This is a genomic window from Streptomyces tanashiensis, assembly GCF_014648895.1.
GTDB classification, from domain to species: Bacteria; Actinomycetota; Actinomycetes; order Streptomycetales; family Streptomycetaceae; genus Streptomyces; species Streptomyces tanashiensis.
Genome location: NZ_BMRZ01000007.1, coordinates 21,715 through 46,584 on the forward strand (window position 1 = coordinate 21,715; position 24,870 = coordinate 46,584).

A 24,870-nucleotide genomic window follows, 5' to 3' on the forward strand; every position below is an offset into this window, starting at 1 on the left:
TAGCGTGGAAGGCATGGCGACTGACATCAAGGACACCACCCATGCCGTCGACGCTGCCGCCCTCATGGGGCTGCTCCCGAACCGGCCCCGGCTGCTCGCCCTGGGCGAGCCCACCCACGGCGAGGACACGCTGCTCGACCTGCGCAACGAGCTCTTCCGGCAGCTCGTCGAGCAGGAGGGCTACCGCACGATCGTGCTGGAGACCGACTGCCTGAGGGGCCTGATGGTGGACGACCACGTCACCTCGGGCACCGGCACCCTCGACGAGGTCATGGAGCACGGCTTCAGCCACGACTGGGGCGCCTTCGCTCCCAACCGCGAGCTCGTGCGCTGGATGCGCGCGTACAACGAGGACCGGCCCGCGGCCGAGCGGCTCCGCTTCGCCGGGTTCGACGGACCCCTGGAGATCACCGGCGCCGAGAGCCCGCGGGAGGCGCTCACCGCACTCCACGGCTACCTCGCGGCCCACGTGGACGCGGACCTGCTCCCCTGCACCGCGGACACGCTCGACGCGCTGCTCGGCGGTGACGACCGGTGGACCGAGCCGGCCGCGATGACGGACCCGGCCCGGTCGGTGGGGCGGTCGGAGCCGGCGGTCCGGCTGCGGCCGATCGCCGACGACCTGGCGGCGCTGCTCGACGAGCAGTGGCCGCACCTGATCGAGGTGAGCCCGGCGGAGGACCGGGAGCGAGCGCGGCTGTACGGCCGCACCGCGCTCGGTCTGCTCCGCTACCACCACTGGATGGCCGACACCTCGCCGGCCCGCCTGGCCCGGCTGGTGGGGGTGCGGGACCACCTGATGTCCCTGAACCTCCTCGCGCTCGCCGAGCGGGGCCCGACGCTGGTCTTCGCCCACAACGGCCACCTCCAGCGGGCGAAGAGCTCGATGCGGATGGGCGGGAGGCGGCTGGAGTGGTGGAGCGCCGGTGCGCTGGTGAGTGCCGGGCTCGGCGCGGAGTACGCCTTCGTGGCGACGGCCCTGGGCACGATCCGGCACCAGGGGGTGGACGTGCCGCCGCCGGACACCGTCGAAGGGCTCCTCCACGCGCTCCCGGAGGACCGCTGTGTCGTCGACGTCCGGCGGCTCGCCGCCGTCCTCGGCGACACCCGGCCCGCGGCGCGGGTGTCGCCCTGGTTCGGGTACGCCCCGCTCGACCCGGCCCGTCTCGCGGACAGCGACGGCCTCGTCTTCGTCAGGGACGTCCCGCCGCTGTAGCGACTCTTCCGTCACCGACCCGTCGGGTCTTGCTCGGTGAACAGTCCCGATATATCGTTGAGGCATCGCGACAGTTCGACGATGGATTCCCGACGAAAGGAGCGTTGCGATGCGTTCACATGGACACGAGCACGGAAGCGGGCACGGACACGGCCGTGGAGGCTGCGGCCCCGGTCCTCGGGGGGACTTCGAGGGGCGGCGCGCCGCGTTCGGGTCGTTCGGACCCGGTTTCGGCGGCGGGCCGTTCGGTGGCGGCCCCTTCGGCGGGCGGGGCCGCGGTGGCGGCCGGGGGCGGGCGCGGCGCGGTGACGTGCGCGCCTCGATCCTGGCGCTCCTGAAGGACCGCCCGATGCACGGCTACGAGATGATCCGGGAGATCGGCGAGCGCAGCGACGGGGCGTGGAAGCCCAGTCCGGGCTCGGTCTACCCGACCCTCCAGATGCTGGAGGACGAGGGGCTGATCACCAGCGCGAGCGAGGGCGGCAAGAAGCTGTTCACGCTCACCGACACCGGGCGCGCCGAGGCCGAGGAAGGCCCGGACGCGCCGTGGGAGGAGGCCGGGCGCGGGGTCGACTGGGATGCCGTGAACGAGATCCGGCAGGCCGGATTCGGCCTGATGGAGGCGTTCGGGCAGGTCTGGAAGACCGGCAGCCCCGAGCAGCGCCAGAAGGCGGTCGCCGTGATCAACGAGGCCCGCAAGAAGCTGTACCTGATCCTCGCCGACGAGGCCTGAGGCGGACAGCGGCCGGGGCCCCGCGACCGTCGTCGCGGGGCCCCGGCGTTTCCGGCGGTACGGCTCAGACCACCAGGCCCGAGAGCTTGCGCAGGGACTCGGTCAGCGCCGCCGTCGCCGAGTCCTTGAGCTTGCCCGCCATCAGGGAGACCGCCGCACCGGTGAACTCCCCGTCGATCCGCACCGTCGTCGTGTCCCCCTCCGCCGCCAGCGAGTAGCGCGTGGCGACGACGACCCCCATCGGGCCCTTGCCCCTGATGGCGAACGCCCGCTCGGACTCCAGCTCCTCCACCGTCCACAGCACCTCGGCGGGGAAGCCCATCAGCTTCATGTTCTCCGTGAAGGTGGCGCCCGCCTCCAGGGCGGCCGGACCGCCGTTCGGGAAGCTGGTGTGGGTGGCGTTCCACTCGCCGTACGAGGAGAAGTCCGTGAGCCGCGCCCAGACCTTCCCGGCCGGCGCCTCGATCCGTGCCTCCGCGCTGACTTCGGCCATGAGACCACCCCTTCACGCGTGCCAACTGGGTTCCGGTGTCGCGGAACGTAGCGGGGCGGCCGCGAACATTCAATACTGATGAACCGTCAGTTCTGCGGCCGTCGGTCCCGCGCCGTCGCCGATCCACCAGATCTCGGCCGCGTCGAAGCTGTCCGAGGCACGCGGCGCCCCGTCCTCCTCGTGGCAGTGGAAGGCCGCCCAGAACAGATCGGCCGGCAGCGCCTCCCGGGGTGCGTACACCCGGTACACGTACTGCCGCCCGTCGCATGAGAGCAGAGCCACCATCCAGAACACGACCGGAGGACGAGCGGAGGAGGGCCCGTGGTTGCAAGGGGGGCGTAAAGCAAGGCGGCGCGCGCCCCTCGGGGTCGATGCGCGCGATCTCATCCGTAAGGAGGAGGAACCGTGCGCCCGTGCCCAACTCCGGTGGGATGCGGACATGCTTCTCCCCGGTGATGTTCCGGCCGCCCCGGCCTGATGAGGTGGAAGGGTGCACCATCCCGTCCCGCGCCCTCAGCCCCTTCCGTCCTCCGTCGCCCCGCGCGCGGAGCTCGCGCCCCTCCTGACGCCGTCGCTCGCGGCGGTCGTGTCGGGCGCGCGCCGCAGGGCGCTCAGGGACGGTGACCGTCAGATCGACACCGCCCATCTCCTGCACTCGCTCGTCGAGTCCGACCCCGAGGTCGGCGCCGCCTTCGAGGGCGGCCACCAGCTCGCCCGCGTCCTCGGCTACCTCGCCCAGCGGTCCATCGGCTACGGCCTGCGCTGGCAGCGCGCGGAGGAGCAGTCGGCCGATCGGCGGCTGCTGCCCGCCGCGCGCACCGCGGAGTCCCCGGGCGCCCGCACCTCCCCCTGGTCGCCGGCCGCGGCCGCCGCCCTGGAGGGCGCCTTCCGGCGGGCGGCCGAGCGGGGCGAGCCGCAGGCCCGCGGCCTCGATCTGCTCGCCGCCGTCGCCGCCGATCCCGAGAGCCGGGCCGTCGAGGTGCTGCGCCGCGCGGGGGTCGAACCGGCCGCGCTGACCGCCCGTGTCGCCGCCCTTCCGGCTGCCCTCGACGAGGAGCCGTCTCAACAGGTGTAACGGGGGTTACGCCCCTGACCGCGCCCTGTCATGATGGCCCGATGCACGCGTCTCAGGGGAGAAGCGCCGGCCTGGGACTCGCCCTGGCCTCGGCCTTCGCATTCGGTGGTTCAGGAGTGGCGGCCAAGCCGCTCATCGAGGCGGGCCTCGACCCGCTCCACGTGGTGTGGCTCCGGGTCACCGGCGCCGCGCTCGTCCTGCTGCCCGTGGCCTGGCGCCACCGGGACCTCCTGCGCCGCAAACCCGCGCTCCTCGTGGGCTTCGGCCTGCTCGCCGTCGCCGGAGTCCAGGCCTTCTACTTCGCCTCGCTCTCCCGCATCCCCGTCGGCGTCGCCCTGCTCATCGAGTACCTCGCCCCCGCCCTCGTCCTCGGCTGGGTCCGCTTCGTCCAGCGCCGGCCCGTCACCCGTGCCGCCGCCCTCGGCGTCGTCCTCGCCGCCGGCGGACTCGCGTGCGTCGTACAGGTCTGGTCCGGGCTGAGCTTCGACGTCCTCGGCCTGCTCCTGGCCCTCGCCGCCGCCTGCTGCCAGGTCGGCTACTTCGTCCTCTCCGACCAGGGCGCCGACGAGGCCGAGCAGGCCGAGCGCGCCGATCCGGTGGGCGTCATCGCGTACGGACTGCTCATCGGCGCGCTCGTCCTCACCGTCGTGGCCCGGCCCTGGGGCATGGACTGGGGCGTCCTCGGCGATCGCGCCGACATGAACGGGACCAGCGTGCCCGCGTGGCTGCTGCTCGGCTGGATCGTGCTCGTCGCCACCGTCCTCGCGTACGTCACCGGCGTCATCTCGGTGCGCCGGCTCTCCCCGCAGGTGGCGGGCGTCGTGGCCTGTCTGGAGGCCGTCATCGCGACCGTCCTGGCCTGGGTCCTGCTCGGCGAGCACCTCGGCGCGCCGCAGATCATCGGCGGCGCGGTAGTCCTGATCGGGGCCTTCATCGCCCAGTCCTCCACGCCGAAGGCGCCGGCGAGCGGCCCGGTGGCCGGCTCCGGTCCGGCGGCCGGCGCGGCGGAGGCCGCGGAGCGGGACGCGGAGTTGTCGGCCGGGCGGACCGCCCCGTAGGGTGCCGATCATGCATTCGACCGTGCTTCCGCCTCCCGCCGCCTAGCGCGCGCGCGGGGACTCTCCTCGACGAAGACCGGGCTCGGACGGCGACTCCTCGCCGCCGAGCGGTTCGTCGCTGCCCGCGCGCGGAGCCCAGCGACCACCTCCCCTCCTGTCTTCCACGGAGAAATCACGTGTCGAACACCTCGGGATCCGCCCTGTCCGTCGGGCGGAGCCTCCTCTATCTGATCGTCGCCGGGATCGCCTGGGGCACGGCCGGTGCCGCCGCCTCGCTGATCTTCCGCGTCAGCGACATGGGCCCGCTGGCCCTCTCCTTCTGGCGCTGCGTCGGCGGCCTCGTCCTGCTCCTGGGCGCGCTGGCGCTGCGGCCCCGGCGCGCCGCCGCCCGCCCGTCCGACGCCTCGCGCGGCCGGCGGACGGCCCGCATCCTGGGCACGGGCATCGGTCTCACCGTCTTCCAGAGCGCCTACTTCGCCGCCGTCGAGGCCACGGGCCTCGCGGTCGGCACCGTCGTGACCCTGGGTGCCGGACCCGTCCTCATCGCGATCGGCGCCCGGCTCACCATGGGGGAGCGGCTCGGCCGCGGCGGGGTCGCCGCCGTCGCCGGCGCGCTCGCCGGGCTCTTCGTCCTCGTCCTGGGCGGCGGGGCCGCGGAGGTGCGCCCGCTCGGTGTCGTCCTCGCGGTGGTCTCGGCGGCCGGATACGCGGCGATCACCCTGCTCACCCGGTGGCTCGGCCGTGACGGCGGCGGTGGGGACGCCCTGGCGACGACCACCTGGGCCTTCGCGATCGGCGCCGTGGGGCTGCTGCCCGTGGCGTTCGCCGAGGGACTCGTCCCGCACACCGACGCGCCGGTGAGCGTGGTGCTGCTGCTGGTGTACGTGGCGGCGGTGCCGACCGCGCTCGCGTACGCGCTGTACTTCGCCGGGGCGGCCGTGGTCCGGGCCGCCACCGTCTCCGTCATCATGCTGCTCGAGCCGGTGAGCGCGGCCCTGATCGCGGTCTCGCTGCTCGGTGAGCGGCTCACCGCCGCGATCGTGCTCGGCACCCTGCTGCTGCTCGCCGCCGTGACGGGCCTCGCCCTGGCGGAGGCGCGCACGGCGGCGGTGGCGCGCAGGCGGGAGCCCGTGGCGGTCTAGGGCCCCTGTCCGGCGGATCTGGGTCGGACAGGCCCTAGGCGGTGTCCTACGGGGCTTGAGCGTCACCTCGTCGGGGGCGGGGGCCGTCGTGGCCCCCGCCCCCGACGGGTGTCAGCCGTTCGCGCGGCGGCGCCGCTGGTGGGCCCGGGCGTTCAGGTCGCCGGGGCCGGACCGCTCGGCGAGCCGCTCCGACACCCGGTCCTGGACCTCCTGCGGCTTGTTGCCCGCGTACTTGAACTTCGCCCGTACGTCGGTCACCTCCAGGCTCAGCACCCGGATCCCCGACAGGAGCCTGCCGAACGGGGCCTCGCCCGGAGCGACGGCCGCTGTGCCGCCCTCCGGCTGGAAGTGTTCGACCTGACGGTTGAGCAGGGCCGCCTTCTCCTCGGGATCGTCGACCACGCGCGCGGTGCAGCGCAGCTGGACGGCCGCGTAGTACGAGGTCGGGGTGCCGTGCTCGGACGGCGCGCCCTCGGGGGCGGTCCAGTGCCCCGGTACGTAGACGTAGTCGTCGACCACGCTCAGGAGCACCGCCGGGTTCGCCTCCAGGGCGCGCCAGAGCGGGTTGGGGCGCGCCAGGTGGGCCAGGGCCCGGCCGTACGGGCCGGGTTCGGGGTCGTACCGGAAGTGCGTCGGCTGCACCCACGGCGGCTCGCCGTCCAGGCCGTTGACGGCGAGCTGGCCGAAGTCGTGCCGGGCGAGCCAGTCGCGCCACTCGCCCTCGTCGTGGGCGGCGTCCCAGGGGTGGATCAGCATCGTCGGTCCGTCCTTCTCCGCTCAGAGCGCGGCGAGGTAGCCGGGCAGGGCGACGGACGGGTCGAGGTCGTCGGCCGGGGCCGGCGTGCCGTAACCGCCCTGTACGGGGATCACGCCCGACCAGTACGGGAGGGCGAGGTCCTCGGGGTCGTCGTTGGGGCCGCCGGTGCGGACCTTCGCCGAGACCTCGTCCAGGTCGAGCCGGATCACGGCGGTCGCCGCGAGCTCCTTGGCGTTCCCGGGGCGGGAGTCGGCGGAACGGCCCGGGACGACGTGGTCCACGAGGGCGTCGAGGGCCGTCCGCAGCTCCTCGGGGTCGGTGACCTGGTGGGCGGTGCCGTGGACGACGACCGAGCGGTAGTTGAGCGAGTGGTGGAAGGCGGAGCGGGCGAGGACGAGGCCGTCGACGTGCGTCACGGTCAGGCAGACGGGCAGGCCGGGGGCCGAGGTGCCGTCGCCGGCCGCGCGCAGCGGGCGCGAGCCGGTGGAGCCGTGGACGTAGAGGCGCTCGCCGACCCGGCCGAAGAGTGTCGGGAGGACGACCGGCGCGCCGTCGCGGACGAAGCCGAGGTGGCAGACGTAGGCCTCGTCGAGTATCGAGTGGACGAGCTCCTTGTCGTACGAGGCGCGCTGCCGGGAGCGGGTGGGCACGGTCCGGTCGGTCGGCGTGTACGTGTCGTCCGGCGCGTGCGTCTCGGAGACGGTGCTCGTGTCGGCGGCGGCGCTCATTGCGTACTCCATTGCACTAGTGCATACTCATGTTTGTGCTAGGAGAGTATCGGATCGAAGGCCGTCGCGCATCGGACATCGCCGCCAGCGTCGAGCGGGGAGTGGGAGCAGGGGCGCTGCAGCCCGGCCAACTGCTGCCGCCCATGCGGGAATTGGCGCTCACGCTGGGGGTGAACCCGAACACCGTCGCCGCCGCCTACCGCACCCTGCGCGAGCGCGGGGTCATCGAGACGGACGGGCGGCGCGGCAGCCGGGTGCGGCCGCGCCCCGCCACGACCGCGCGCGGCTCGATCCGGGTGGAGGCGCCCGCCGGAGTCCGGGACGTCAGCAACGGCAGCCCCGACCCCGCCCTGCTGCCACCCCTCGGCGAGGCCTTCGCGGAGGTCGCCCGGCGGTACGCCGAACAGCCCGTCATGTACGGAGAGCTCCCCGTCGACGAGGAGTTCGGACGGCTCGCGCGCGCCGCCTTCGACGCCGACGGGGTGCCCGCCGGACCGATCGGCGCCGCCTCGGGCTCCCTCGACGCGATCGAGCGGGTGCTCACCGCCCACCTCAGGCCCGGCGACGCCGTCGCCGTCGAGGACCCGGGCTGGGGCAGCCTTCTCGACCTCGTGCCCGCCCTCGGACTGCGCCCGGTGCCGATCGCCGTCGACGACGAGGGACCCCTCCCCGAGGCCGTCGACCGCGCGGTCCGGCAGGGCGGCGCGCGGGCCGTGATCGTCACCGACCGGGCGCAGAACCCGACCGGGGCGTGCGTCACCGAGGAGCGCGCCCGGGAGCTGCGGCGGGTCCTCGCCGCGCACCCCGGCGTCCTGCTCGTCGAGGACGACCACGGGCACGGCATCGTCGCCCAGCCCCTCCACCCGCTGGCCGGTGTCACCGACCGCTGGGTGCTCGTCCGCTCGGTCGCCAAGGCCTACGGCCCCGACCTGCGGATCGCCGCCTTCACCGGGGACGCCGAGACCGTCGACCGGGTGCTCGGACGGCAGCGGCTCGGCCCCGGCTGGGTCAGCAAGCTGCTCCAGCGGGCCGTCGCCCACCTCTGGGCCACGGACGCCGTGGACCCGGCCGTCGTCGCGCGTTCCTACGGGAAGCGGCGCGACGGACTCGTGCGGGCGCTCGCCCGGCGGGGAGTCGAGGCGCACGGACGCGGCGGGATGAACGTCTGGGTGCCGGTGTCCGACGAGACCGGCGCGGTGGCCCGGCTGCTCGCCGCGGGCTGGGCGGTCGCGCCGGGCGCCCGCTTCCGGATGGAGGCGGGGCCGGCGGTCCGGCTGACCGTCTCGGGGCTCGCCGTCGCGGACGTGGAGGCGCTGGCCGAGGCGGTGGCGGGGGCGGTGGGGCCGATGCCGGCGCGGAGCTACGGGTGAGGGAGGCCGCGGGGCCGGCGCGTCGATCCGGACGTCGGCTCCCCATCTTCCGCGCGGGGCACGGCCGTTCCTCGCGCAAGTGACGTTTCTCTGGCGGCGGCGGCACGGCGGGCAGTGATCACGACGGCAGCGCCGTCGACGCCCTGGAGGCCCTCTTCGGTGGTGTGCGACCGGGCGGCGACTGACGCCCGGCGCGAACGGAGCGGCCGGACACCGCCCTCGTGGTGTCCGGCCGCTCCCGTGCCCCGGCGTCCGCTGCCGTCAGTCCTCCAGGACGTCGGGGAGACCCAGCTCGTCGAGCTCGACGGGCTCCGGGCCGTCCATGGGGGCGACGGCGGACACGGCGCCGGCGGAGGCCGCCTGGGCCGGGCCGGCGAAGCCGAGGAAGGCGCCGCCCAGGGCGAGGGCGGCGACGAGGGTTCGGGAGATCGTGGTGAGGTTCATGCCCGGGGAACGATCTTGCCTTCACGGGGGTGACGGAGAGTGACGCGGGAGAGGGAGAGGCGCCCGGCCGCGGTCCGCGCGCCCCCCGATCGGGCGATGCCTCAGGTGCGGGACGCGGGCTGCCGTGCGGCGGCGGGCTCGGGCTCGGGTGCGCGCAGGGGCTCCGTGCGCAGGGGCTCCGCGCGCGTCGGCTCCGTGGGCGTCGGAGCGGCAGGCCTTCGGCGGGAGGTGCGGGTCTGGGTGAGGGCCGCGCCTGCCAGGACCACCAGCGCGCCCACCGGGGTGTTCCACGTGAGCCGCTCGTCCAGCAGGGCGACGCCCGCCGCCGTGGCGATCACCGGGATGAAGTACGTGACCATCGCCGCCGTCGTCGGGCCGACCTCCGCGACGACGCCGTACTGGAGCAGCATCGCGTATCCCGTACCGAGCGCGCCGAGCGCGATCACCGCCAGGAGCGGCACGAGGTCGATCGACGTCGGGAGCGAGGTGAACAGGGGAGTGACCACGGCCAGTTGCAGCGTCGCGAGTCCCACCTGGGAGCCGGCGAGCGAGAGGTTCGAGGCGCCGGTGCCGCTCAGGGTCCTGCGGACGTAGATCCAGCCGACCGCGTAGCTGAACGAGGCGAGCAGGGCCAGGGCCGTGCCGGTCACGTCGAGGCCGGAGAAGCCCTGCCAGGCGCCGAGCACGGTGAGGACGCCGATGAAGCCGATGCCCAGGCCGGCCGCGCGGACCCGGGTCGGGCGGTCCTCGGAGAGCGCCACGAGGGAGAGGAGCATGCCCCAGAGCGGGGTCGTGGCGTTGCAGATGCCCGCCAGGGTGGAGGGGATGGTCAGCTCCGCGTACGCGAAGAGCGAGAACGGCAGTGCGTTCAGGAGGAAGGCCGCGACCGTCAGGTGCCCCCAGACGCGGGCCCCGCGCGGCAGCCGGTCGCGCTTCACGACGATCGCGACGGCGAGCACCGCCGTACCGAACAGGAGCCGCCCGAAGGTCACCTGGAAGGGCGCGAAGCCCTCCGTGCCGACCTTGATGAAGAGGAAGCTGAAGCCCCAGATGAGGGCGAGGGCGCCGAACCGGACGCGCCAGTCGAGGAGGCGTGAGGTGGGGGCGGGGGACGGGGAGGGCGGGGCTGCGGGGCTCATGCACTCAGGGTGACGGGAACGATGTCTTAGAACAAGCGAGAATTCCTCGACCCCTCCCCTTAGTATCGCTTACATGTTGAACCTGGAGCGCCTCCGCACCCTCGACGCCGTCGCCCGGCACGGTTCGGTCAGCGGCGCGGCCGACGGGCTGCACGTCACCACCTCGGCCGTCTCCCAGCAGCTGTCCAAGCTGGAGCGCGAGGTCGGGCAGCAGCTGCTCGCCAAGAACGGCCGCGGCGTGCGGCTCACCGACGCCGGGCTGCTGCTCGCCGAGCACGCCGCCCGGATCCTGTCCCAGGTCCAGATGGCCCAGGCCGACATCGAGGCCCAGCAGGGGCGGGTGGTGGGCGAGGTGCGGCTCGCCGCCTTCCCGACGGCGGCGCGCGGCCTGTTCCCGGCCGCGCTCGCCGCCCTGCGCGCCGGTCACCCCGAGCTCCGCGTCCGTACCACGGAGCTGGAGCCGGAACCGGGCGTGCGGGCGGTCCTGCGCGGCGACGCGGACCTGGCGATCGTCCTGGACTGGAGCAACAAGCGCGCGCCCGTCCCCGGCGGCCTGGAGCGCGCGCACCTCCTGGACGACTCCGCCGACGTGGCCCTGCCCGCCGGGCACCCGCTGGCCGGGCGGGACGCGGTGGGCCTGGAGGACTTCGCCGACGAGGAGTGGGTGTCCTGGCCCGAGGGCGAGTTCTGCCACGACTGGCTGATGTTCACGCTCCGCTCGCAGGGCATCGAGCCGCGCATCGGGCACTTCGCGGGGGAGCACCACACCCAGCTGGCCCTGGTCGCGGCCGGGCTGGGGGTGTGCGTCACGCCCCGGCTCGGGCGGCCGGTGCCGGACGGGGTCGTCTTCGTTCCCGTACGGCAGAAGGTCCGGCGTCACATCTACGCCACCTGGCGCGCCGACGCCGGCCGCCGCCCCTCCGTGCGGGCGGTCGTCGCGGCGCTGCGGGCGGCGGCGGAGCCCCTGGCGAGCTGAGGCGGGCGCGCCGGGTCAGAGATCCGCGAGCTTGCGGAAGTCCCAGGACGCGATGGCGTCCGGGGTCAGCCGGAGCCAGGCGTGGCGGCCGTCGTGCGGCATGGTGTCCAGGCCGAAGTTCTTGGCGGTGAAGAGCTGTTCGGGCACGTCGAGCTCGGGGCACGGCTCCCCGGTGCGCGGCGCCTCGCCGACGAAGACGGCCGTCCCCGACAGCTCCACGCCGCGCAGCTCCCCGTACTCCTCGCCGTCGTCCACCACGACCGCGATCCTCGGGTCGGCGCGCAGCTCCGCCCAGCGGCGGCTGCGCGTCAGCGAGTACAGCCACAGCGAGGAGCCGTCCCACACGAACCAGAGCGCGCTGACGTGCGGGCGGCCGTCGGCGGAGACGGTCGCGACCCGGCAGGTGCGCTGTTCGGCGAGGAAGGAGTCGAGCTCGGCCGGAGTCATCATGATCCGGCGTCCACGGCGCTGCGCGACGGTCATCGTCCGCACCCTTCTGGATTTCTGATGAGACGTCAGAAAGCATGGGGGGTCATGCACGCGCGTGCAAGGGGAGGTCGGGAGAGCCATGGGTCAGAGTCCGAGAGAACGGCTCGGTGAACGGATCCGCCCGGACGGCGGAGTCGTCCTGCTCACCGTCGAGTGTCAGGAGGGTGTCGTCGGAACCGACAGCGCCCTGCCCGAACTGGCTGCCGTCGCCCGCGCGTCGGGCGCCCTGCGGAACGTCGCCCGGCTCGTCGCCGCCGCGCACGCGGCCGACGTCCAGGTGATCCACGCCGTCGCCGAGCGGCGCCCCGACGGGCGGGGCGCCAACCGCAACGCACGGCTCTTCGCGGCCGCCGCCCGGCTGCCCGTGCAGCAGCACAGCGGCAGCCGGGCCGTCCGCGTCGCGGCGCCGATCGAGGTCGCGGACGAGGACCTCGTCGTCCGCCGCCTGCACGGGCTCTCGCCGCTCGCCGGCACCGACGTCGGCCCGCTGCTCCGCAACCTCGGCTGCCGCACGCTCGTCGTCACGGGCGTCTCCGCCAACGTGGCCGTGCCCAACGCCGTCTTCGACGCCGTGAACCTCGGCTACACGGTGGTCGTGCCCGGGGACGCCATCGCGGGGGTGCCGGCCGACTACACCCCCGCGATGATCCGTCACACCCTCGCGCTCGTCGCCACGATCACCACGACCGACGAGGTGCTGGGGTGCTGGAAGGCCCCCAGGGGGTCCGCGGGTTCCGGAGGCGCGGTCAGCCGAGGCTGATCTCCTCGCCCACCACCTGGATCGGCTCCGGCGGCAGCGGCGCGGTCGCCGGGCCGGACTTCACGCTGCCGTCCGAGACGTCGAACTGGCTCTGGTGGCACGGGCAGACGATGACCCCGTCCTTGATGCTGCTCACGGCGCAGCCCGCGTGGGTGCACTTGGAGGAGAAGGCCTTGAACTCGCCGGCCTTCGGCTGGGTGATCACCAGGCCCTTGTCGGCGAGGATCTTCCCGCCGCCCACCGGGATGTCCCCGGTCCGCGCGAGGGGTGTGCCCTCGGGTGCCGCGTTCTTGTCGTCCGCGCCGCCCCCGCAGGCGGCGAGCGCCGCCGCGAGGCCTGCGCTGCCCGCCGCCGCGACCACCGTCCGGCGTGCCACTCCGCTCATGTACTGCCCCTCTTCCCTCGCTGTGTCCGTGCACGGGTGTGCCGGCACCCGACGGTACGGCTGTGACCTGTGTCCCGTTCACAGGATGCGCACTTCGGGAGCCTTACAGTTCTGAGTAGAGTGTCAGAACCTGGACATCCTTCGATGAAAGTGTCTAGCTTCGGTGAACGCGTCGGTCAGCACCCATCACCTCCGGGCCGTACTCCTCGGCGCCGAGCGGCGCGGTCTCGCCCCCGGACCGCTGCTCGCCCGCGCCGGACTGCCCGCCGCGCTCCTGGAGGAGTCCCGGGCCAGGGTCCCGGCGGAACAGTTCGGACAGCTCGTCAGGACCCTGTGGGCCACGCTCGACGACGAGCTGATCGGCTTCGGCGGCGCGCCCAGCAAGGTCGGGACCTTCGCGATGATGGCCCACGTCGTGGTCCACGGCAGCCGGGACCTGCGCGAGGCGCTCCGGCGCGCCCAGACCTTCTACCACCTCTTCCCCGCGGGGCCGCGCTTCCGGCTCCTGGAGCCCGGCGCGGGCGGGACCGGGGGACCCGACGAGGCGCGGATGGAGTTCGACGTCTCCGGGTACGACGACCCCCTGCACTTCGGCGCCGAGTCCACCGTCCTCGTCGCCCACCGCTTCGCCGGCTGGCTCGTCCGGCGCCGGATCGGCCTGCGGCGGGTCGAGTTCGTCCACACCGAGCCCCCGCACGCCCGCGAGTACGCCGTGCTCTTCGGCGCGCCCTGCGTCTTCGGCGCGGAACGGACGGCGGCCGTCTTCGACCGGGCCGACCTCGACGAACCCGTCCTGCGGGACGCGGCGGCGCTCAAGGTCTTCCTCCGCCGCGCCCCGGTCGACGTGCTGGTCTGCGCCGACTACGGCAGCACGGTGACCGGCCGGGTGCGGCACCTGATCGGCCGGGCGCTGCCCGCCGGGCCGGTGCCGACGCCCGAGCAGCTCGCCGACCGGCTGTCCGTCAGCCCGCAGACCCTGCGGCGCCAACTGGCCGCCGAGGGAACGACGTACCAGCGGCTCCGCGACCAGGTCCGGCGCGACCACGCCATCGCCGAGCTGACCGCCGGGCGGGTGTCGATCGAGCGGCTCTCCCGGCAGCTCGGCTTCTCCGAACCGAGCGCCTTCCACCGGGCGTTCAGGCGCTGGACCGGTGAGACGCCCCGGTCTTATCAGACGCGCGGTCAACAACCCTGAGCGGTACGGTCACAGCGGCCGCCCGCCGCCCGCCCTACCGTCCCGCCATGACCGAAATCGACCGGTCCGGTGGCGTCCGGCCGCCGGACCTCCGACGCCGATGAACCCGCGCCGGGCGGCGGGTGCCGTCCTCGGGACCGGAACCGTGCTCTGCCTGCTCGCCGGCGTGGCCGTCACGGCCCTCGCCGTCCGGGTCGACGGCACGAGCATGGCCCCCACCCTCCACCAGGGCGACCGCGTTCTCGTCGCTCCCGGCTCGGCGGGCCGGGCACGCCGGTTCGACGTGGTGCTGCTGCGGGCCGCCGGGAAGGAGGCCCTCCTGGTCAAGCGGGTGATCGCGCTGCCCGGCGACCGGGTGGCGATCGTCTCCACGCCGGACGCGCCCTTCCAGGTCCTTCTCCAGGAGCGGGGCGAGGGTCCGGTGCGCCGGGTGGTGGCGCCCCAGTGGGCGGCGCAGGCCCACCGCACGGGCGCCTGCTGCGGGCCCGACGGCACCCGGTCGGCGCGGCCCGAGCTGCGGACCGTGCCCGAGGGCGCGTTCTTCTACCTGGGCGACAACCCCGACCTGTCGGACGACTCGCGGGCGTACGGCTGGGGCGCGCTCGACCGGGTGGAGGGCCGGGTCGGGGTGCGCGCCTTCCCCGTCTCGGCGTCGCCCGGCATCGGCAACCGGCCCGTCCTGGAGGAGTACCGGGGGCCGGGCCCCTGACGCTATCGGGGGATCCGCTCCCGGCCCGTGCTCAGGGCGACCCGGACCACCGTGTCCGCGACGCGGCGGGCCGACTCCTCGGGTGAGGGGCCCGCCTGGACGATGTGACTGGCGGTCAGCCGGACTGCCGCGTCCACGGCCAGCTCGCGCGCCACCGGGTCGATGGTGGGCCAGGCCTCCGTGACGTACGCGTCGGCCATGGCCGTCGCCAGGTCGAAGGCCGCGGCGGACCGGGTCGTGAGGTACGAGAGGAGTCCGTCCTCGCCGGTGCTGGTGAGCATGGCCTTGATCAGCGGGTTGCGGCCGGCCAGCGTGAGGGTGAAGCCGACGGCCGCCTCGACGGCCGCGCGCAGGTCGTCCCGGTGCGCGTCCAGGCCCTGCTGGATGCCGACGAGGCAGCGCTCCAGCTCGCGCTGGAACAGGGCTTCGCCGACCGCCTCCTTGGAGGGGAACTCCGAGTACAGCGTCTGCCGGCTGACGCCGACCGCGCTCGCCAGGTGTGCCATGCGCAGCTTGTCGAAGCCGCGGTCCGCGACCGCCTCGTAGGCGGCGTCGAGCAGCCGCTCGCGCAGCAGTGTCCGGACCGTCTCCCTGAACCGTGGCATCGGCCAAGCCTAGTCCAGGCGGAAATCTCTCCAGGATTGTCAGAAGTGTTGACACTTCTCAAGGAAGTGTCCAATTCTCGAGCAGGGAGCCGCAAAGTGTCATTCGACCAGTGCGGCACGACGGTTGGAGATCACATGCAGCACGAGACCCGGGGCGTCACCCGCTGGCGCAGATCGGCGTTCCTCGCCGTGCCCGCGACGGCAGCCATCGCCGCCATGGCCACGGCCATGGTGCAGGGCGCGCTCGCCGCGAACCTCTCGCTCACGAGCGTCCCCTTCACCCTCAGCTCCAAGACGGTCGCCGCCCCGCAGGGCATCGGCGCGGTCATGCACACGATCGACGCCGGCGGGGCCAAGGGCGCCGCCGAGGTCGGCATCGCCAAGGCGGGCCTCGACGGCATCTGCGTCCACGCCGTCCAGTCGGTGAACCTCCCGGTCATCGGCAGCCTCGGCACCTGGTCCCTCAACATCTCCTCGCCCGCCGCCGCGACCCCGCTCACCAGCGACCAGCTCGTCGCCGGTGCCGGGCTCCAGGCGAACAAGCTCGTGCTCGACGCCCAGGCGCTCAAGGCGGCCACGGCGACGCTCAACGCGAGCGACACCACCCCGAACGTCATCGGCGCGGCCGCCGACGGCGCCGGGATCAAGGGCACCGGCATCAACGACGGCACCCCCGGCCAGTTCGGCCTCGACGCCACCGGCGGCCGGACCGACATCAAGAACCTCAACGCCGACGCCAACGGCGCCACGATCGCCGGCGCGATCACCCTGCCGGACCTCGCGATCGGCATCGCCCACGGCGACAAGACCTGCGGCGCCTGACCCACGCACCACCCCGGGGCTCCGCGCCTCCCGTACGGCGCGGGGCCCCGGCCCTCCCCACCCCACCCACCGCTGCGAGGCCCCCATGACCACCGATCCGCCGCCCGAGCCGACCGAAGGGCCCGCCCGGGGCCGTGCGCGCCGCGCCTTCCGCCGCTGGCGCCGCACCCGGCCGTTCTGGGCGGCCCTCTGGACCGGACTCGGCGGCTTCGTCATCTTCTTCCTGCCGATGGCGCCGCTCGGCAGGATCCTCCAGGTCGGCGTCGGAGGCATCGCCGGCATGGCCGGCGGTGTCGTCCTGATGGCGATGGCCCTGCTCGTCCTGCTGCTGCCCGGACAGCGCCACACCGCCGGTGTCATCGCGGTGATCGCGGGCGTCGCCTCCTTCCCGCTCTCCAACCTCGGCGGCCTCTTCATCGGCATGTTCCTCTCCGTCCTCGGCGGCTCCATGGCCTTCGCCTGGCTGCCGGAGAAGCCCGCCCGCCGCCGCGGCCGCCTCTCCCGTACGGCTCCGGCCGCCGAAGGGAGCGGAACCGCGTGAACCCCCTCACCTCCGGAGCCCGGGCGGGCCTCAGCGCCGCCGCCGACTGGAACGCCCGGATGCTCGCCCAGGCCGCCGACGGCACCCGCCGCGGCACCCGCTGGGGCCGCGGCGCACTCGCCCTCGTCCCCTCGGTCCTCGCCGTCGGCGCCCTCGGCACCGCCCTCGCGCAGGGCGCGCTCGCCGCCAACTTCAGCGTCACCGGGCAGCCCTTCACGCTGACCTCCAACGGGGTCGAGGGCAGCGGCTTCGGCGCCATCGTCAACACCCCCGCCGTCGGGCGCCCCGACGGCACCACCACCACCAGTACCGCGATGGCGCGCGTCGGCTTCGCCAGCGCCGGCCTCGCCGGACTCTGCGGCATCGTCCACCAGACGATCGCCGGAGTCCCGTACTCGCTGCTCCTGACGGGCGGCCAGAAGGTGACGGCGAGCCCGCCCACCGCCTTCACCACCGACATCGACGCCTCGAACCTCTACATCCAGGCCACCGAACTCCAGGCGTACGGACCCACCACCCTCCAGAACGCCGTGCTCGGCCAGTCCGCCGACCAGGTCACCGTCGCCGGCAAACCCCTCACCGGCGCCCTGCCCGGCGGCTTCGGACTCGGCTCGGCGGGCGGCGAGGGCGGCAGCTCCATCACGCTGCACGGACTGAACGCCACCGCCTACGACGCCGAGATGGCCGGGGCGCTCGTCCTGCCCGACCTGAAGATCAGGGTCGTCGCGGGAACGGCGACGACATGCTGAGCCGGGCGCGGGCGGCGCACGCCTGGTTCCGCGCGTTCCGCCGCACCCGGCCGTTCTGGGGCGGGGTGTGGCTGGTCGCCGGCGGCTGGACCGTCCTCAAGTTCTCCCTCAGTTCCCTGCAGTTGATCGTGAGCACGGGCTTCGGGGGAGTGGCCGGCTACCTCGTCGGCGGCGGCATGATCCTCTGCGGCCTCATCCCGCTCGCGCTGCCCGCCCAGCGGTACACCTTCGGGCTCATCGGCGCGGTCCTCGCCGTCGTCTCCCTCGTCGTCTCCAACCTGGGCGGCTTCCTGCTCGGCATGGCGCTCGGCGTCCTCGGCGGCTCCATGATGGTCGGCTGGGGTGTCAAACGCCCGCGCGGCCGGGCGGTGGAAGGGTGAGGGCCCGGCCGTGCGGGGCGCGGACCGCGCCCGTCACACGGCGCACCCCGGCCGGCCGGCGCGCCCTCGCCGTGACGGCGGCCCTGGCGCTCGCCGTCGGCACGGCCGTCTGGTCGGGACAGCCGAGCAGCGCCTCGGGCGGGGCCGCCACGGTCGAGCCGCTCGGCGTGCCCTTCCTGCCTTCCCCGGACCCGCTGCACGTCACCATCGGCAGCATGGTCGCCGTCTCCATGACGGTCCAGAAGAACGTCACCATCCGGCTCTCCGACGGCTCGACGCGCACCACCACCCAGTACACCTTCACCAAACTCAAGATCCGCTCGCACATGAACGTCGTCCAGCGGGCGGCCGGACACACCGTCACCATCGACGTGCCCGGAGAAGGCTCGCTCGGCGGCTACGACAGCGCCGGCAAGGCCGAGACGACGACGATGTGGGGGAACATCACCAACGTCTGCGTCCGCGTCCTCGTCAAGATCTGCGGAGTGCAGGGACTGCTCGACTTCTTCGGCTCGCTCATCCCGCTCACCGCGGGAGCCGAGGACTTCACCGGCGACATCTACGCGATCCGGACGGTCGACGACCACGCGGCCCTCGACTCCACCGACAACCCCGTCCACCTCCCCGGAACCATCACGGTGACCACACCATGAGGACCCCCGGGGAAGGACGCACCCACTGGCGCCGGTCCCTCGCCGTCGCCCTGCCCGCGCTCCTCGCCGCCGGCGGCCTCGGCTCCGCCATGGCGACCGGAGCGCTGGCCGTCGGCCTCCGCATCCAGGACCGGCCCGTCGACTTCACCACCAGCAGCCTGTACGGGACGCAGTACGGCGCCGCCGTCGTCGACCAGCCCGTCGTCCGGCCCGACGGCTCCACCGGCAGCGAACGCGTGCTCCGCATGGGCTTCGCGGACGGCGTCATCAACGGCCTCTGCCTGAGCCGACGGCAGCAGATCGCCGGAGCCACGTACACCCTGCTGCTCACCCTCGGCGACGACGACCCGGGCTCCTGGGAGATCAGGACGAAGAACACCGTCCTCGACCTGCGCGGAGCCACCGGCGTACTCGACATGGACGGCATCGTCGACCTCAACACCAACGGCGCCGACGTGAGGACCGTCAAGGACGCCACCGGCGCGTACGTCGTCAACCCGCTCGGCAGCCCGCAGCACCGCTTCGGCATCCAGGCGCGCTACGCCAAGTTCGACCGGATCACCGGCACCGCCCAGGACTTCCAGATCCCGGGCCTCCTCACGACGCCCGAGCTCTCGCTCTCCGTACGGCCCGGCACGGTCGCCTGCCCCGCCCCCGCGGCGCCCACGGGGACGCCCGGCACGCCCTGACCGTGCCGCCCCGCGCCCGACCGCGCTGTCACTCCGGATCGTTCCGGATGTCGTCCCCGGTGCCCCCGCCCCTACCGTGGCGACGGCGTTGGCGCACCCCCCCGACAGAAAGGCCCCTGATGCCAAGAGACTTGTTACGCCGTGTGCTCACCCGAGTGGCCGTCGTCGCCGGTGCCGGGGCGCTGGCCGTCGGGGCGATCACCCCGGCCGCCACGGCCCGGCCCGTCCCCGAGCCGGGCCCGGGCAAGGACCGGCACGGCGTCTCCCGGTACTTCGGCGGCCCGGAGGGCTTCGCCATCCCGACCGTGCCCTGCGACCCGGCCGGACCGTCGGCCACCGACGGCCTCCTGGCCGACCAGCTCAACCCGCAGCTGAACGCGAAGATGGCCGGCTATCTCGACGCGTACAAGATGTCCTGCGCGCGGAGGGTGACGCAGGCGGTCAAGGACCGCGGGCTCAACCCGAGGGCCGCGGCGATCGCCATCGCCACGATCATCGTGGAGAGCAGCATGAACAACTACTCCCAGGCCGTCGACTACACCAGCCTCGGGCTGTTCCAGCAGCAGGACTGGTGGGGCAGCCGGGAGCAGCGTCTCGACCCGGTGTACGCCGCCAACGCCTTCTTCGACGAGGTGGAACGCCAGTACCCGGGCGGCTCGTGGAACGACGAGGCGATCGGCGAGGTGTGCTGGCACGTCCAGCGTCCCCGGGAGGACCTGCGGTACCTGTACGGAGTCGAGGCGGGCGACGCGACGCTCATCGCCAACGCCCTCTGGTCCGGCATGACCATCGGCCCCGAGCACCCCTCCGGCTCGGGCCGTGTGGTGTCCGGGCGGTCCGTCGACGGGCGCCTGGAGGCCTTCGCCGCCGGCGCCGACGGTGTCTACCACGCCTGGCAGACCGCGGTGAACGGCGGCTGGTCGCCGTGGCGGTTCGAGGGCGGACCGCGCAACGCGCAGCTGGCGGTGGCGGCCAACGCGGACGGCCGGCTCGAACTGTTCGCGCTGTCGGCCGGCACCTTCGACCACATGTGGCAGACCGGGCCCGGTGCCGGGTGGTCCGGCTGGGCGAACTTCGGCACCGGCGGATACCGGCTGGCCGCCGGCACCAACGCCGACGGCCGCATCGAAGTCTTCGCCTCCAACGCCGACGGCGTGTTCCACCGCTGGCAGACGGCACCCAGCGGCGGCTGGGCCGGCTGGGAGGGAACGGGCGGCGGTCCGGCCGACGCGCGACTGGCCATGGAGAACGCGCCCGACGGGCGCCTGGAGGTCTTCGCCCTGTCGGACACGACGTTCCGGCACCTCTACCAGACCGCGGTCAGCGGAGGCTGGTCCGCGTGGGAGGACTTCGGCGGCGGCGGGCACGACGTCGCCGTCAGCCACAACCAGGACGGCCGCCTGGAGGTCTTCGCCTCCAACGCCACCGGTGTCTTCCACCGCTGGCAGACGAGCCCGACCTCCTGGTCGGCGTGGACGGGCACCGGCGGGATCCCCGACGCCGAACTGACCACCGCGCGCTCGGTCGACGGCAGGGTCGAGGTGTTCGCGATCAACTCCGCCACCGCGAGTCACGCCTGGCAGACCGGCCCGAACGCCGCCTACTCCGCGTGGGAGACCTTCGGCGGCGGTGGCACCGAGATCGGCGCGAGCAACAACGCCGACGGCCGCATCGAGGTGTTCGGCACCAGCCACGCCGGGGTCTACCACCGGTGGCAGACCGGCTTCACCACCTGGGCGGAATGGGGCTGGCTGAGCGATTCGGGGCCCGCGATCGACTAGGACTTGTCCGGTCGATCATGTGACTATCACCCGCCGTGCTCGTTGGTCCGGGCATGGGGCGGGGAGCCGGAGGCGCCCGCTGAGATGGCGGTGGCGGGACGCCGGGGTGCGCCTCTCGGGTGGCCGGGAGGAGGTGATCATGCGGCGGGTCCGGCAGGTGAACGCGGACGTCGGAGGGGCCTACCCGGGGTGTCCCCCGGGTAGGCCCCTCCGCCGACTTCCGCACTCTGCTACTGGCGTGCCGTTCCCAGCGTTGCCGGCCGGGTCCGCAGCAGTGCGCGCACCGGCAGGCCCGTCGAGCCGAGGCAGAGCAGCACGGTGCCGACGGCCAGTGGCAGGGCGAGCATCGGCGGCACGTGGGGGGCGGAGCCGGTCACGCCCCGGGTGACGGGTACCAGCGTGAGCCCGGCGATCGACGCGCCGACCGCGAGCCCGGTCACGGCCACCAGCAGCGCCTCCCAGCGCATCATGTGGCGCACCTGGCGCCGGGTGGTGCCGGCCAGCCGCAGCAGCGCAACCTCGCGGCGCCGGTCGATCACCGTCATGACCAGGGTGTTGGCGGCGCTGACGGCGGCGAACCCGCCGAGCACGGCCGCCATCACGGTGTTGGCCCAGCCGCTGAGTTCCAGGTCCTTGTCCGCCTGGGCGACGAACCCGGCCCGGTCGGTCACGGCCGTCCCGGGCAGCGCGCCCAGGCCGGCGGCCAGGGCCGGGCGGTCGGCGCCCGGCGCGGCGGCGACCAGCACCTGGCTGTCGTAGGCGGCGGTGACGTGCGAGGCGACCGCGGCCCGGGGCAGCAGCGCCTGGCCGACGCCTAGCCCTCGCTCGTACACCGCGACCACCGCGGGCCGGACCGCGGTGCCGTCGCCGAGCCACAGCGGCACCCGGTCGCCGACCTTCGCGCCGAGTGCGCCGGACAGGGTTGTGCTCAGCGCGATCGTGTCAGGGGCGCGGCCGAGGTCGGCGAGGGCACCTGTGCGCACGTCGAGGTCGAGCACCTTCGGCAGCCGGGCCGGGTCGCCGCCCACGCCGAGGGCGGGGGCGGAGCTCAGCATGTCGCCGCTCTCGTAGACCACGCCGGTGCGCAGCAGGCCGATGGCGGTGTCCACACCGGGCACCCGGGCGGCCGTCTCCGCGGTTGCGGCGGGCAGGCCGGGGCCGGTGGTGGTGATCACGTGGTCGGCGGTGACGCCGGCCTTGACGTTCTCGCCGGTGGTGTGGCGCACGGTGCTCTGGAGGATCAGCAGGGTGCCGCAGAAGGCGGTGACCAAAACGATGGGGGTGATCGCGGAGGCCAGTCTGCGGGCGTTGGCGCGGGCGTTGTCGGCGGCGAGCGAGCCGGGCGCGCCGCCGGCCCGCAGCGGGGCGCCGAGCAGCGCGGCGGCTGCTGCGGCGAGCCGGGGACCGAGCAGGGCGACGGTCACCATGAAGCACATAACCACGCCGAGTGCGGTCTGGGCGGCTTTCTCGCCGTCCAGGGCGTTGGCAACGACGGCGGCCGTGCAGCCGCCGGCGGCGAAGAGCACGCCGAGGACGGTGCGCACCTTGCCGGGGCGGGGTGCTTCGACGGCGGCGTCGCCGAGTGCCTGGGCGGCCCGCATCCGGGAGGGGCGGCGGGCGGCCTGGAAGCCGGCGGTCAGCGCGGCGAGGGTGCACAGGAGCACGGCGGCGAGCATCGGCAGCGGGCCGATGTCGAGACGGACGTCTGCGGGTACGGCGCCGCGGTCGGCCAGCTGGCCGAACCACCAGCGGGCGAGGGCCAGTCCGGGCAGGATGCCGAGCGCGGCGGCGAGGGGCGCTACCAGCATCGCCTCGGTGGCGATGGTGCGGCGGATCTGGCGTGGGGTGGCGCCGATGGCGCGCAGCAGCGCGAATTCGCGGGCGCGCTGGCCCGTGGCGAGGGCGATGGTGCTCATCACCACGAACACGGCGGTCATGGTGGCGTAGCCGCCGAAGGTGCCGCCGAGGGCCGTCAGCATGCTGCGGGCACTGCTGAGGGCGGGGCGTTCGACGGTGCCCCGGCCGTCCCCGGTGAAGGTCCTGGCGTCGCCGCCGAGGGCCCGGCGGACCTGGGCCGCCAGTTCGGTGGTGGGAACGCCTTCGCGGGGCTGTACCGCGATGGCGTCGATGCGGCCGGGGTGGCCGGAGAGGCGGTCGGCGGTGTTGTCGGCGAACCAGGCGGTGGGGCCGCTCCGCTGGGCGGCGGCCAGACCGGAGATCCGGTAGTGCGCGGTGCCGCCGGGCGCGGTGAGCGCGAGGCTCGCGCCGGGTGCGAGATCGGCGGCACGCGCCGTGTCGGTGTCCAGCACTATCTCGTTCGCGCCGGGTGCGCGGCCCTCGACCAGCTTGTCGCCGGGTCCGGCGATCCCGAGTGCGGCGAAGCCCCGGCCGGTCATGGCCGGTGTCCTCTCCCCGGCGGGCAGCGGGAAGGCCGTGTCGGGGCGGGCCGCCGCGACCGCGGGCAGGGCGGTCAGCCGGCCGACCAGCGCGGCGTCCGTGCGGGCCCGTTCCGGGGTGGCCTGCTCCTGGGTTTCGGTCTCCCCACCGGTCTTGCGCTCAATCTTGACCGCCTGGTCGGCTGTGACCACCACGGGGGCGGCGGCGTACCGTTCGGGCTTCAGACTCGCGGTCAGGCCGGTCTGCAGCAGCGTGCCGCAGGCCACCACCACGGCGGCGCCCAGCAGCAGGGCGACCAGGGTTCCCACGAAGGACCCGGGCCGGAAGCGCACCGAGGCGCGGGCGAGTCCGTTCGTCATGCCGCCGCTCCCACCGGGTGGGCGGTCAGCGCGATCATCCGGTCCGCGACGGTCTGCGGGGTCGGGTACGGCAGGTCGTCCGCGATCGCGCCGCCGGCCAGGAACAGCACCCGGTCGGCGAAGGAGGCGGCCACCGGGTCGTGGGTCACCATGACCACGGTCGCGCCGAGCGAGTCCACGGCCTGCCGCAGCAGGCCCAGTACCTCGTGCGCGGTGGTGGTGTCCAGCGCGCCGGTCGGCTCGTCGGCGAACACCACGTCCGGGTGAGTGATCAGCGCGCGGGCGATCGCCACCCGCTGCTGCTGGCCGCCGGACAGCTGTCCCGGGCGGCGCGACGCGTGCTCGCCCAGGCCCACCCGCGTGAGCAGTTCCCGCGCCCTGGCCCGGTCCTGGCGCTTCCCAGCGAGGCGCTGCGGGAGCAGCACGTTCTGCTCGACGCTCAGCGAGGGCAGCAGGTTGAAGGACTGGAAGACGAAGCCGATGCGGGAGCGGCGCAGCTTGGTGAGCCGGTCCTCGCTCAGTGTGGTGATGTCCTCGCCGCCGAGCCGGACCTGTCCCTCGTCCGGGCGGTCCAGGCCCGCCGCGCACTGCAGGAAGGTGGACTTGCCGGAGCCGGAGGGGCCCATGACGGCGGTGAAGCTGCCGCGGGCGAGCGCCAGGTCGATCCCGCGCAGTGCGTGCACCGTCGCCGCGCCGCTTCCGTAAATCCGGCGCACACCCCGAAGTTCGATCGCGGGCTCCGCGGACGGGGCCCCGAGGCGCGGGGCCGAGCCGTACGGGTGCGCGGTGAACGAGGCTGCGGTGTACGGGGCCGTTCCGGGCCCGTCAGTCCTGTGGTCTCGGTGGCGTGCCATGCAGGGGTCTTCCTTCGGTTCTGCGGCGCTCGTTGTCAACGTCCTCAAACCTAGGAAGCACGGGCCGCGCGGACCATGCAGGCCACCGGCGGAACGGAGGTGGGGTTATCCCCCCACTCCCCGGCGGCGGGAAACCGCAGGTGGGAGGTCCGGCGCTTGGCGAGGACGGGTACGCGAAGCCGGACCGTCCACGGCTGCCGACGGTCGCGGTCGGCGTCCGCTTCGCCGCGAACGTGGTGGCGAAGCGGCTGCCGACCGCTGCACGACCCGCAAAGAGCCTTCTGACGCAGGCTGGTGCAGGGCAAAGAAGGAGGCGCAGCAGGTCGGCAGCCGGGCCCAGTGCGCCGGCGGCGACAGCTGAGAACCCGGTC

The 24,870-nt window shown here is 74.2% G+C and carries 28 protein-coding genes; 17 read left to right on the plus strand and 11 right to left on the minus strand.

Features of this window, described 5'->3' with window-relative positions; genetic code table 11:
* Positions 1 to 13 precede the first annotated feature (13 nt).
* Complete coding sequence (locus IE237_RS21605) at positions 14 to 1,216, plus strand: erythromycin esterase family protein (RefSeq protein ID WP_189803713.1); 1,203 nt, start codon at positions 14 to 16, stop codon at positions 1,214 to 1,216.
* A gap of 109 nt (positions 1,217 to 1,325) precedes the next feature.
* Entirely contained in the window at positions 1,326 to 1,949 is a 624-nt protein-coding gene (locus IE237_RS21610) for a PadR family transcriptional regulator (protein WP_189803714.1), read from the plus strand.
* A gap of 64 nt (positions 1,950 to 2,013) precedes the next feature.
* Here the strand turns inward: IE237_RS21610 and IE237_RS21615 are convergent, their stop codons facing one another.
* Both IE237_RS21615 and IE237_RS21620 read right to left on the minus strand, forming a co-directional pair.
* On the minus strand, positions 2,014 to 2,442 hold the full coding sequence (locus tag IE237_RS21615) for a type II toxin-antitoxin system Rv0910 family toxin (protein ID WP_189803715.1): 429 nt from the start codon (positions 2,440 to 2,442) through the stop codon (positions 2,014 to 2,016).
* Between the two features lie 69 nt (positions 2,443 to 2,511).
* The gene (locus tag IE237_RS21620; protein WP_189803716.1) at positions 2,512 to 2,736 is read right to left on the minus strand and encodes a hypothetical protein; all 225 of its coding nucleotides are present in this window, start codon (positions 2,734 to 2,736) and stop codon (positions 2,512 to 2,514) included.
* A 196-nt stretch (positions 2,737 to 2,932) separates the two neighbouring features.
* Here IE237_RS21620 and IE237_RS21625 point away from each other — a divergent pair, with 196 nt between their 5' ends.
* From IE237_RS21625 to IE237_RS21635, 3 genes are all read left to right on the plus strand, one after another.
* Positions 2,933 to 3,517, plus strand: a complete 585-nt coding sequence (locus IE237_RS21625) for a Clp protease N-terminal domain-containing protein (RefSeq protein ID WP_189803717.1) — start codon at positions 2,933 to 2,935, stop codon at positions 3,515 to 3,517.
* 41 nt (positions 3,518 to 3,558) lie between these two features.
* Positions 3,559 to 4,575 carry an EamA family transporter gene (locus IE237_RS21630; RefSeq protein WP_189803718.1) on the plus strand — a complete coding sequence of 339 codons (1,017 nt, stop codon included), beginning with the start codon at positions 3,559 to 3,561 and terminating at the stop codon, positions 4,573 to 4,575.
* A gap of 176 nt (positions 4,576 to 4,751) precedes the next feature.
* Positions 4,752 to 5,717: a DMT family transporter gene (locus IE237_RS21635; RefSeq protein ID WP_189803719.1), complete on the plus strand. Its 966-nt coding sequence runs from the start codon at positions 4,752 to 4,754 to the stop codon at positions 5,715 to 5,717.
* A 111-nt stretch (positions 5,718 to 5,828) separates the two neighbouring features.
* Here the strand turns inward: IE237_RS21635 and IE237_RS21640 are convergent, their stop codons facing one another.
* Together IE237_RS21640 and IE237_RS21645 are read right to left on the minus strand one after the other, a co-directional pair.
* Positions 5,829 to 6,473 (minus strand): FMN-binding negative transcriptional regulator, encoded by a 645-nt coding sequence (locus tag IE237_RS21640; RefSeq protein ID WP_189803720.1) that lies wholly within the window; start codon positions 6,471 to 6,473, stop codon positions 5,829 to 5,831.
* Between the two features lie 21 nt (positions 6,474 to 6,494).
* Positions 6,495 to 7,202, minus strand: a complete 708-nt coding sequence (locus IE237_RS21645; RefSeq protein WP_189803721.1) for a pyridoxamine 5'-phosphate oxidase family protein — start codon at positions 7,200 to 7,202, stop codon at positions 6,495 to 6,497.
* 35 nt (positions 7,203 to 7,237) lie between these two features.
* On the opposite strand from IE237_RS21645, the gene IE237_RS21650 reads away from it, so the two are divergent.
* Positions 7,238 to 8,572 (plus strand): aminotransferase class I/II-fold pyridoxal phosphate-dependent enzyme, encoded by a 1,335-nt coding sequence (locus IE237_RS21650; RefSeq protein ID WP_189803722.1) that lies wholly within the window; start codon positions 7,238 to 7,240, stop codon positions 8,570 to 8,572.
* A gap of 261 nt (positions 8,573 to 8,833) precedes the next feature.
* Here IE237_RS21650 and IE237_RS21655 read toward each other — a convergent pair whose 3' ends face one another.
* Positions 8,834 to 9,016: a hypothetical protein gene (locus tag IE237_RS21655; protein WP_189803723.1), complete on the minus strand. Its 183-nt coding sequence runs from the start codon at positions 9,014 to 9,016 to the stop codon at positions 8,834 to 8,836.
* 101 nt (positions 9,017 to 9,117) lie between these two features.
* Positions 9,118 to 10,155 carry a DMT family transporter gene (locus tag IE237_RS21660; protein ID WP_229842810.1) on the minus strand — a complete coding sequence of 346 codons (1,038 nt, stop codon included), beginning with the start codon at positions 10,153 to 10,155 and terminating at the stop codon, positions 9,118 to 9,120.
* A 73-nt stretch (positions 10,156 to 10,228) separates the two neighbouring features.
* Between IE237_RS21660 and IE237_RS21665 the strand changes: the two genes are divergently transcribed.
* The gene (locus IE237_RS21665; protein ID WP_189803724.1) at positions 10,229 to 11,131 is read left to right on the plus strand and encodes a LysR family transcriptional regulator; all 903 of its coding nucleotides are present in this window, start codon (positions 10,229 to 10,231) and stop codon (positions 11,129 to 11,131) included.
* Positions 11,132 to 11,146: 15 nt separating this feature from the next.
* Here IE237_RS21665 and IE237_RS21670 read toward each other — a convergent pair whose 3' ends face one another.
* Positions 11,147 to 11,614 (minus strand): pyridoxamine 5'-phosphate oxidase family protein, encoded by a 468-nt coding sequence (locus tag IE237_RS21670; protein ID WP_189803725.1) that lies wholly within the window; start codon positions 11,612 to 11,614, stop codon positions 11,147 to 11,149.
* An 85-nt stretch (positions 11,615 to 11,699) separates the two neighbouring features.
* Here IE237_RS21670 and IE237_RS21675 point away from each other — a divergent pair, with 85 nt between their 5' ends.
* Complete coding sequence (locus IE237_RS21675; RefSeq protein ID WP_189803726.1) at positions 11,700 to 12,380, plus strand: isochorismatase family protein; 681 nt, start codon at positions 11,700 to 11,702, stop codon at positions 12,378 to 12,380.
* On the opposite strand, the gene IE237_RS21680 is transcribed toward IE237_RS21675, so the two are convergent.
* Positions 12,367 to 12,765, minus strand: a complete 399-nt coding sequence (locus IE237_RS21680) for a Rieske (2Fe-2S) protein (RefSeq protein ID WP_189803727.1) — start codon at positions 12,763 to 12,765, stop codon at positions 12,367 to 12,369. The two genes, IE237_RS21675 and IE237_RS21680, sit on opposite strands and share 14 nt — an antisense overlap.
* Before the next feature lie 163 nt (positions 12,766 to 12,928).
* Here IE237_RS21680 and IE237_RS21685 point away from each other — a divergent pair, with 163 nt between their 5' ends.
* Complete coding sequence (locus IE237_RS21685) at positions 12,929 to 13,960, plus strand: AraC family transcriptional regulator (protein WP_189803728.1); 1,032 nt, start codon at positions 12,929 to 12,931, stop codon at positions 13,958 to 13,960.
* Positions 13,961 to 14,060: 100 nt separating this feature from the next.
* Entirely contained in the window at positions 14,061 to 14,669 is a 609-nt protein-coding gene (lepB, locus tag IE237_RS21690; RefSeq protein ID WP_189803729.1) for a signal peptidase I, read from the plus strand.
* Between the two features lie 2 nt (positions 14,670 to 14,671).
* Here lepB and IE237_RS21695 read toward each other — a convergent pair whose 3' ends face one another.
* Positions 14,672 to 15,274 (minus strand): TetR/AcrR family transcriptional regulator, encoded by a 603-nt coding sequence (locus tag IE237_RS21695; RefSeq protein WP_189803730.1) that lies wholly within the window; start codon positions 15,272 to 15,274, stop codon positions 14,672 to 14,674.
* A 135-nt stretch (positions 15,275 to 15,409) separates the two neighbouring features.
* Here IE237_RS21695 and IE237_RS21700 point away from each other — a divergent pair, with 135 nt between their 5' ends.
* From IE237_RS21700 to IE237_RS21730, 7 genes are all read left to right on the plus strand, one after another.
* On the plus strand, positions 15,410 to 16,096 hold the full coding sequence (locus IE237_RS21700) for a DUF6230 family protein (protein WP_189803731.1): 687 nt from the start codon (positions 15,410 to 15,412) through the stop codon (positions 16,094 to 16,096).
* A gap of 85 nt (positions 16,097 to 16,181) precedes the next feature.
* Entirely contained in the window at positions 16,182 to 16,637 is a 456-nt protein-coding gene (locus IE237_RS21705) for a DUF6114 domain-containing protein (protein WP_189803732.1), read from the plus strand.
* Positions 16,634 to 17,386, plus strand: coding sequence for a DUF6230 family protein (locus IE237_RS21710; RefSeq protein WP_229842811.1), 753 nt, complete (start codon positions 16,634 to 16,636; stop codon positions 17,384 to 17,386). The genes IE237_RS21705 and IE237_RS21710 overlap by 4 nt, the downstream gene beginning before the upstream one ends.
* On the plus strand, positions 17,380 to 17,766 hold the full coding sequence (locus IE237_RS21715; RefSeq protein WP_189803733.1) for a DUF6114 domain-containing protein: 387 nt from the start codon (positions 17,380 to 17,382) through the stop codon (positions 17,764 to 17,766). Before IE237_RS21710 ends, IE237_RS21715 begins: the two co-directional genes overlap by 7 nt.
* Positions 17,763 to 18,419 carry a hypothetical protein gene (locus IE237_RS21720; RefSeq protein ID WP_229842812.1) on the plus strand — a complete coding sequence of 219 codons (657 nt, stop codon included), beginning with the start codon at positions 17,763 to 17,765 and terminating at the stop codon, positions 18,417 to 18,419. Before IE237_RS21715 ends, IE237_RS21720 begins: the two co-directional genes overlap by 4 nt.
* Positions 18,416 to 19,108, plus strand: coding sequence for a DUF6230 family protein (locus IE237_RS21725; protein ID WP_189803734.1), 693 nt, complete (start codon positions 18,416 to 18,418; stop codon positions 19,106 to 19,108). Before IE237_RS21720 ends, IE237_RS21725 begins: the two co-directional genes overlap by 4 nt.
* Positions 19,109 to 19,227: 119 nt before the next feature.
* Positions 19,228 to 20,889, plus strand: a complete 1,662-nt coding sequence (locus IE237_RS21730) for a PLL family lectin (RefSeq protein ID WP_189803735.1) — start codon at positions 19,228 to 19,230, stop codon at positions 20,887 to 20,889.
* Positions 20,890 to 21,119: 230 nt separating this feature from the next.
* On the opposite strand, the gene IE237_RS21735 is transcribed toward IE237_RS21730, so the two are convergent.
* Both IE237_RS21735 and IE237_RS21740 read right to left on the minus strand, forming a co-directional pair.
* Positions 21,120 to 23,645, minus strand: coding sequence for an ABC transporter permease (locus IE237_RS21735; RefSeq protein ID WP_189803736.1), 2,526 nt, complete (start codon positions 23,643 to 23,645; stop codon positions 21,120 to 21,122).
* Positions 23,642 to 24,499, minus strand: a complete 858-nt coding sequence (locus tag IE237_RS21740; RefSeq protein ID WP_189803737.1) for an ABC transporter ATP-binding protein — start codon at positions 24,497 to 24,499, stop codon at positions 23,642 to 23,644. The genes IE237_RS21735 and IE237_RS21740 overlap by 4 nt, the downstream gene beginning before the upstream one ends.
* Positions 24,500 to 24,870: the final 371 nt, after the last annotated feature.

Excerpts from the sequence above, each read along its gene's own strand:
- IE237_RS21605 (WP_189803713.1), top strand. The coding sequence starts at position 14 with ATGGCGACTGACATCAAGGACACCACCCATGCCGTCGACGCTGCCGCC.
- IE237_RS21610 (WP_189803714.1), top strand. The coding sequence starts at position 1,326 with ATGCGTTCACATGGACACGAGCACGGAAGCGGGCACGGACACGGCCGT.
- IE237_RS21615 (WP_189803715.1), bottom strand. The coding sequence starts at position 2,442 with ATGGCCGAAGTCAGCGCGGAGGCACGGATCGAGGCGCCGGCCGGGAAG.
- IE237_RS21630 (WP_189803718.1), top strand. The coding sequence starts at position 3,559 with ATGCACGCGTCTCAGGGGAGAAGCGCCGGCCTGGGACTCGCCCTGGCC.
- IE237_RS21640 (WP_189803720.1), bottom strand. The coding sequence starts at position 6,473 with ATGCTGATCCACCCCTGGGACGCCGCCCACGACGAGGGCGAGTGGCGC.
- IE237_RS21645 (WP_189803721.1), bottom strand. The coding sequence starts at position 7,202 with ATGAGCGCCGCCGCCGACACGAGCACCGTCTCCGAGACGCACGCGCCG.
- IE237_RS21655 (WP_189803723.1), bottom strand. The coding sequence starts at position 9,016 with ATGAACCTCACCACGATCTCCCGAACCCTCGTCGCCGCCCTCGCCCTG.
- IE237_RS21660 (WP_229842810.1), bottom strand. The coding sequence starts at position 10,155 with ATGAGCCCCGCAGCCCCGCCCTCCCCGTCCCCCGCCCCCACCTCACGC.
- IE237_RS21665 (WP_189803724.1), top strand. The coding sequence starts at position 10,229 with ATGTTGAACCTGGAGCGCCTCCGCACCCTCGACGCCGTCGCCCGGCAC.
- IE237_RS21670 (WP_189803725.1), bottom strand. The coding sequence starts at position 11,614 with ATGACCGTCGCGCAGCGCCGTGGACGCCGGATCATGATGACTCCGGCC.
- IE237_RS21675 (WP_189803726.1), top strand. The coding sequence starts at position 11,700 with ATGGGTCAGAGTCCGAGAGAACGGCTCGGTGAACGGATCCGCCCGGAC.
- IE237_RS21680 (WP_189803727.1), bottom strand. The coding sequence starts at position 12,765 with ATGAGCGGAGTGGCACGCCGGACGGTGGTCGCGGCGGCGGGCAGCGCA.
- lepB (WP_189803729.1), top strand. The coding sequence starts at position 14,061 with ATGAACCCGCGCCGGGCGGCGGGTGCCGTCCTCGGGACCGGAACCGTG.
- IE237_RS21695 (WP_189803730.1), bottom strand. The coding sequence starts at position 15,274 with ATGCCACGGTTCAGGGAGACGGTCCGGACACTGCTGCGCGAGCGGCTG.
- IE237_RS21700 (WP_189803731.1), top strand. The coding sequence starts at position 15,410 with ATGCAGCACGAGACCCGGGGCGTCACCCGCTGGCGCAGATCGGCGTTC.
- IE237_RS21705 (WP_189803732.1), top strand. The coding sequence starts at position 16,182 with ATGACCACCGATCCGCCGCCCGAGCCGACCGAAGGGCCCGCCCGGGGC.
- IE237_RS21715 (WP_189803733.1), top strand. The coding sequence starts at position 17,380 with ATGCTGAGCCGGGCGCGGGCGGCGCACGCCTGGTTCCGCGCGTTCCGC.
- IE237_RS21725 (WP_189803734.1), top strand. The coding sequence starts at position 18,416 with ATGAGGACCCCCGGGGAAGGACGCACCCACTGGCGCCGGTCCCTCGCC.
- IE237_RS21730 (WP_189803735.1), top strand. The coding sequence starts at position 19,228 with ATGCCAAGAGACTTGTTACGCCGTGTGCTCACCCGAGTGGCCGTCGTC.
- IE237_RS21735 (WP_189803736.1), bottom strand. The coding sequence starts at position 23,645 with ATGACGAACGGACTCGCCCGCGCCTCGGTGCGCTTCCGGCCCGGGTCC.
- IE237_RS21740 (WP_189803737.1), bottom strand. The coding sequence starts at position 24,499 with ATGGCACGCCACCGAGACCACAGGACTGACGGGCCCGGAACGGCCCCG.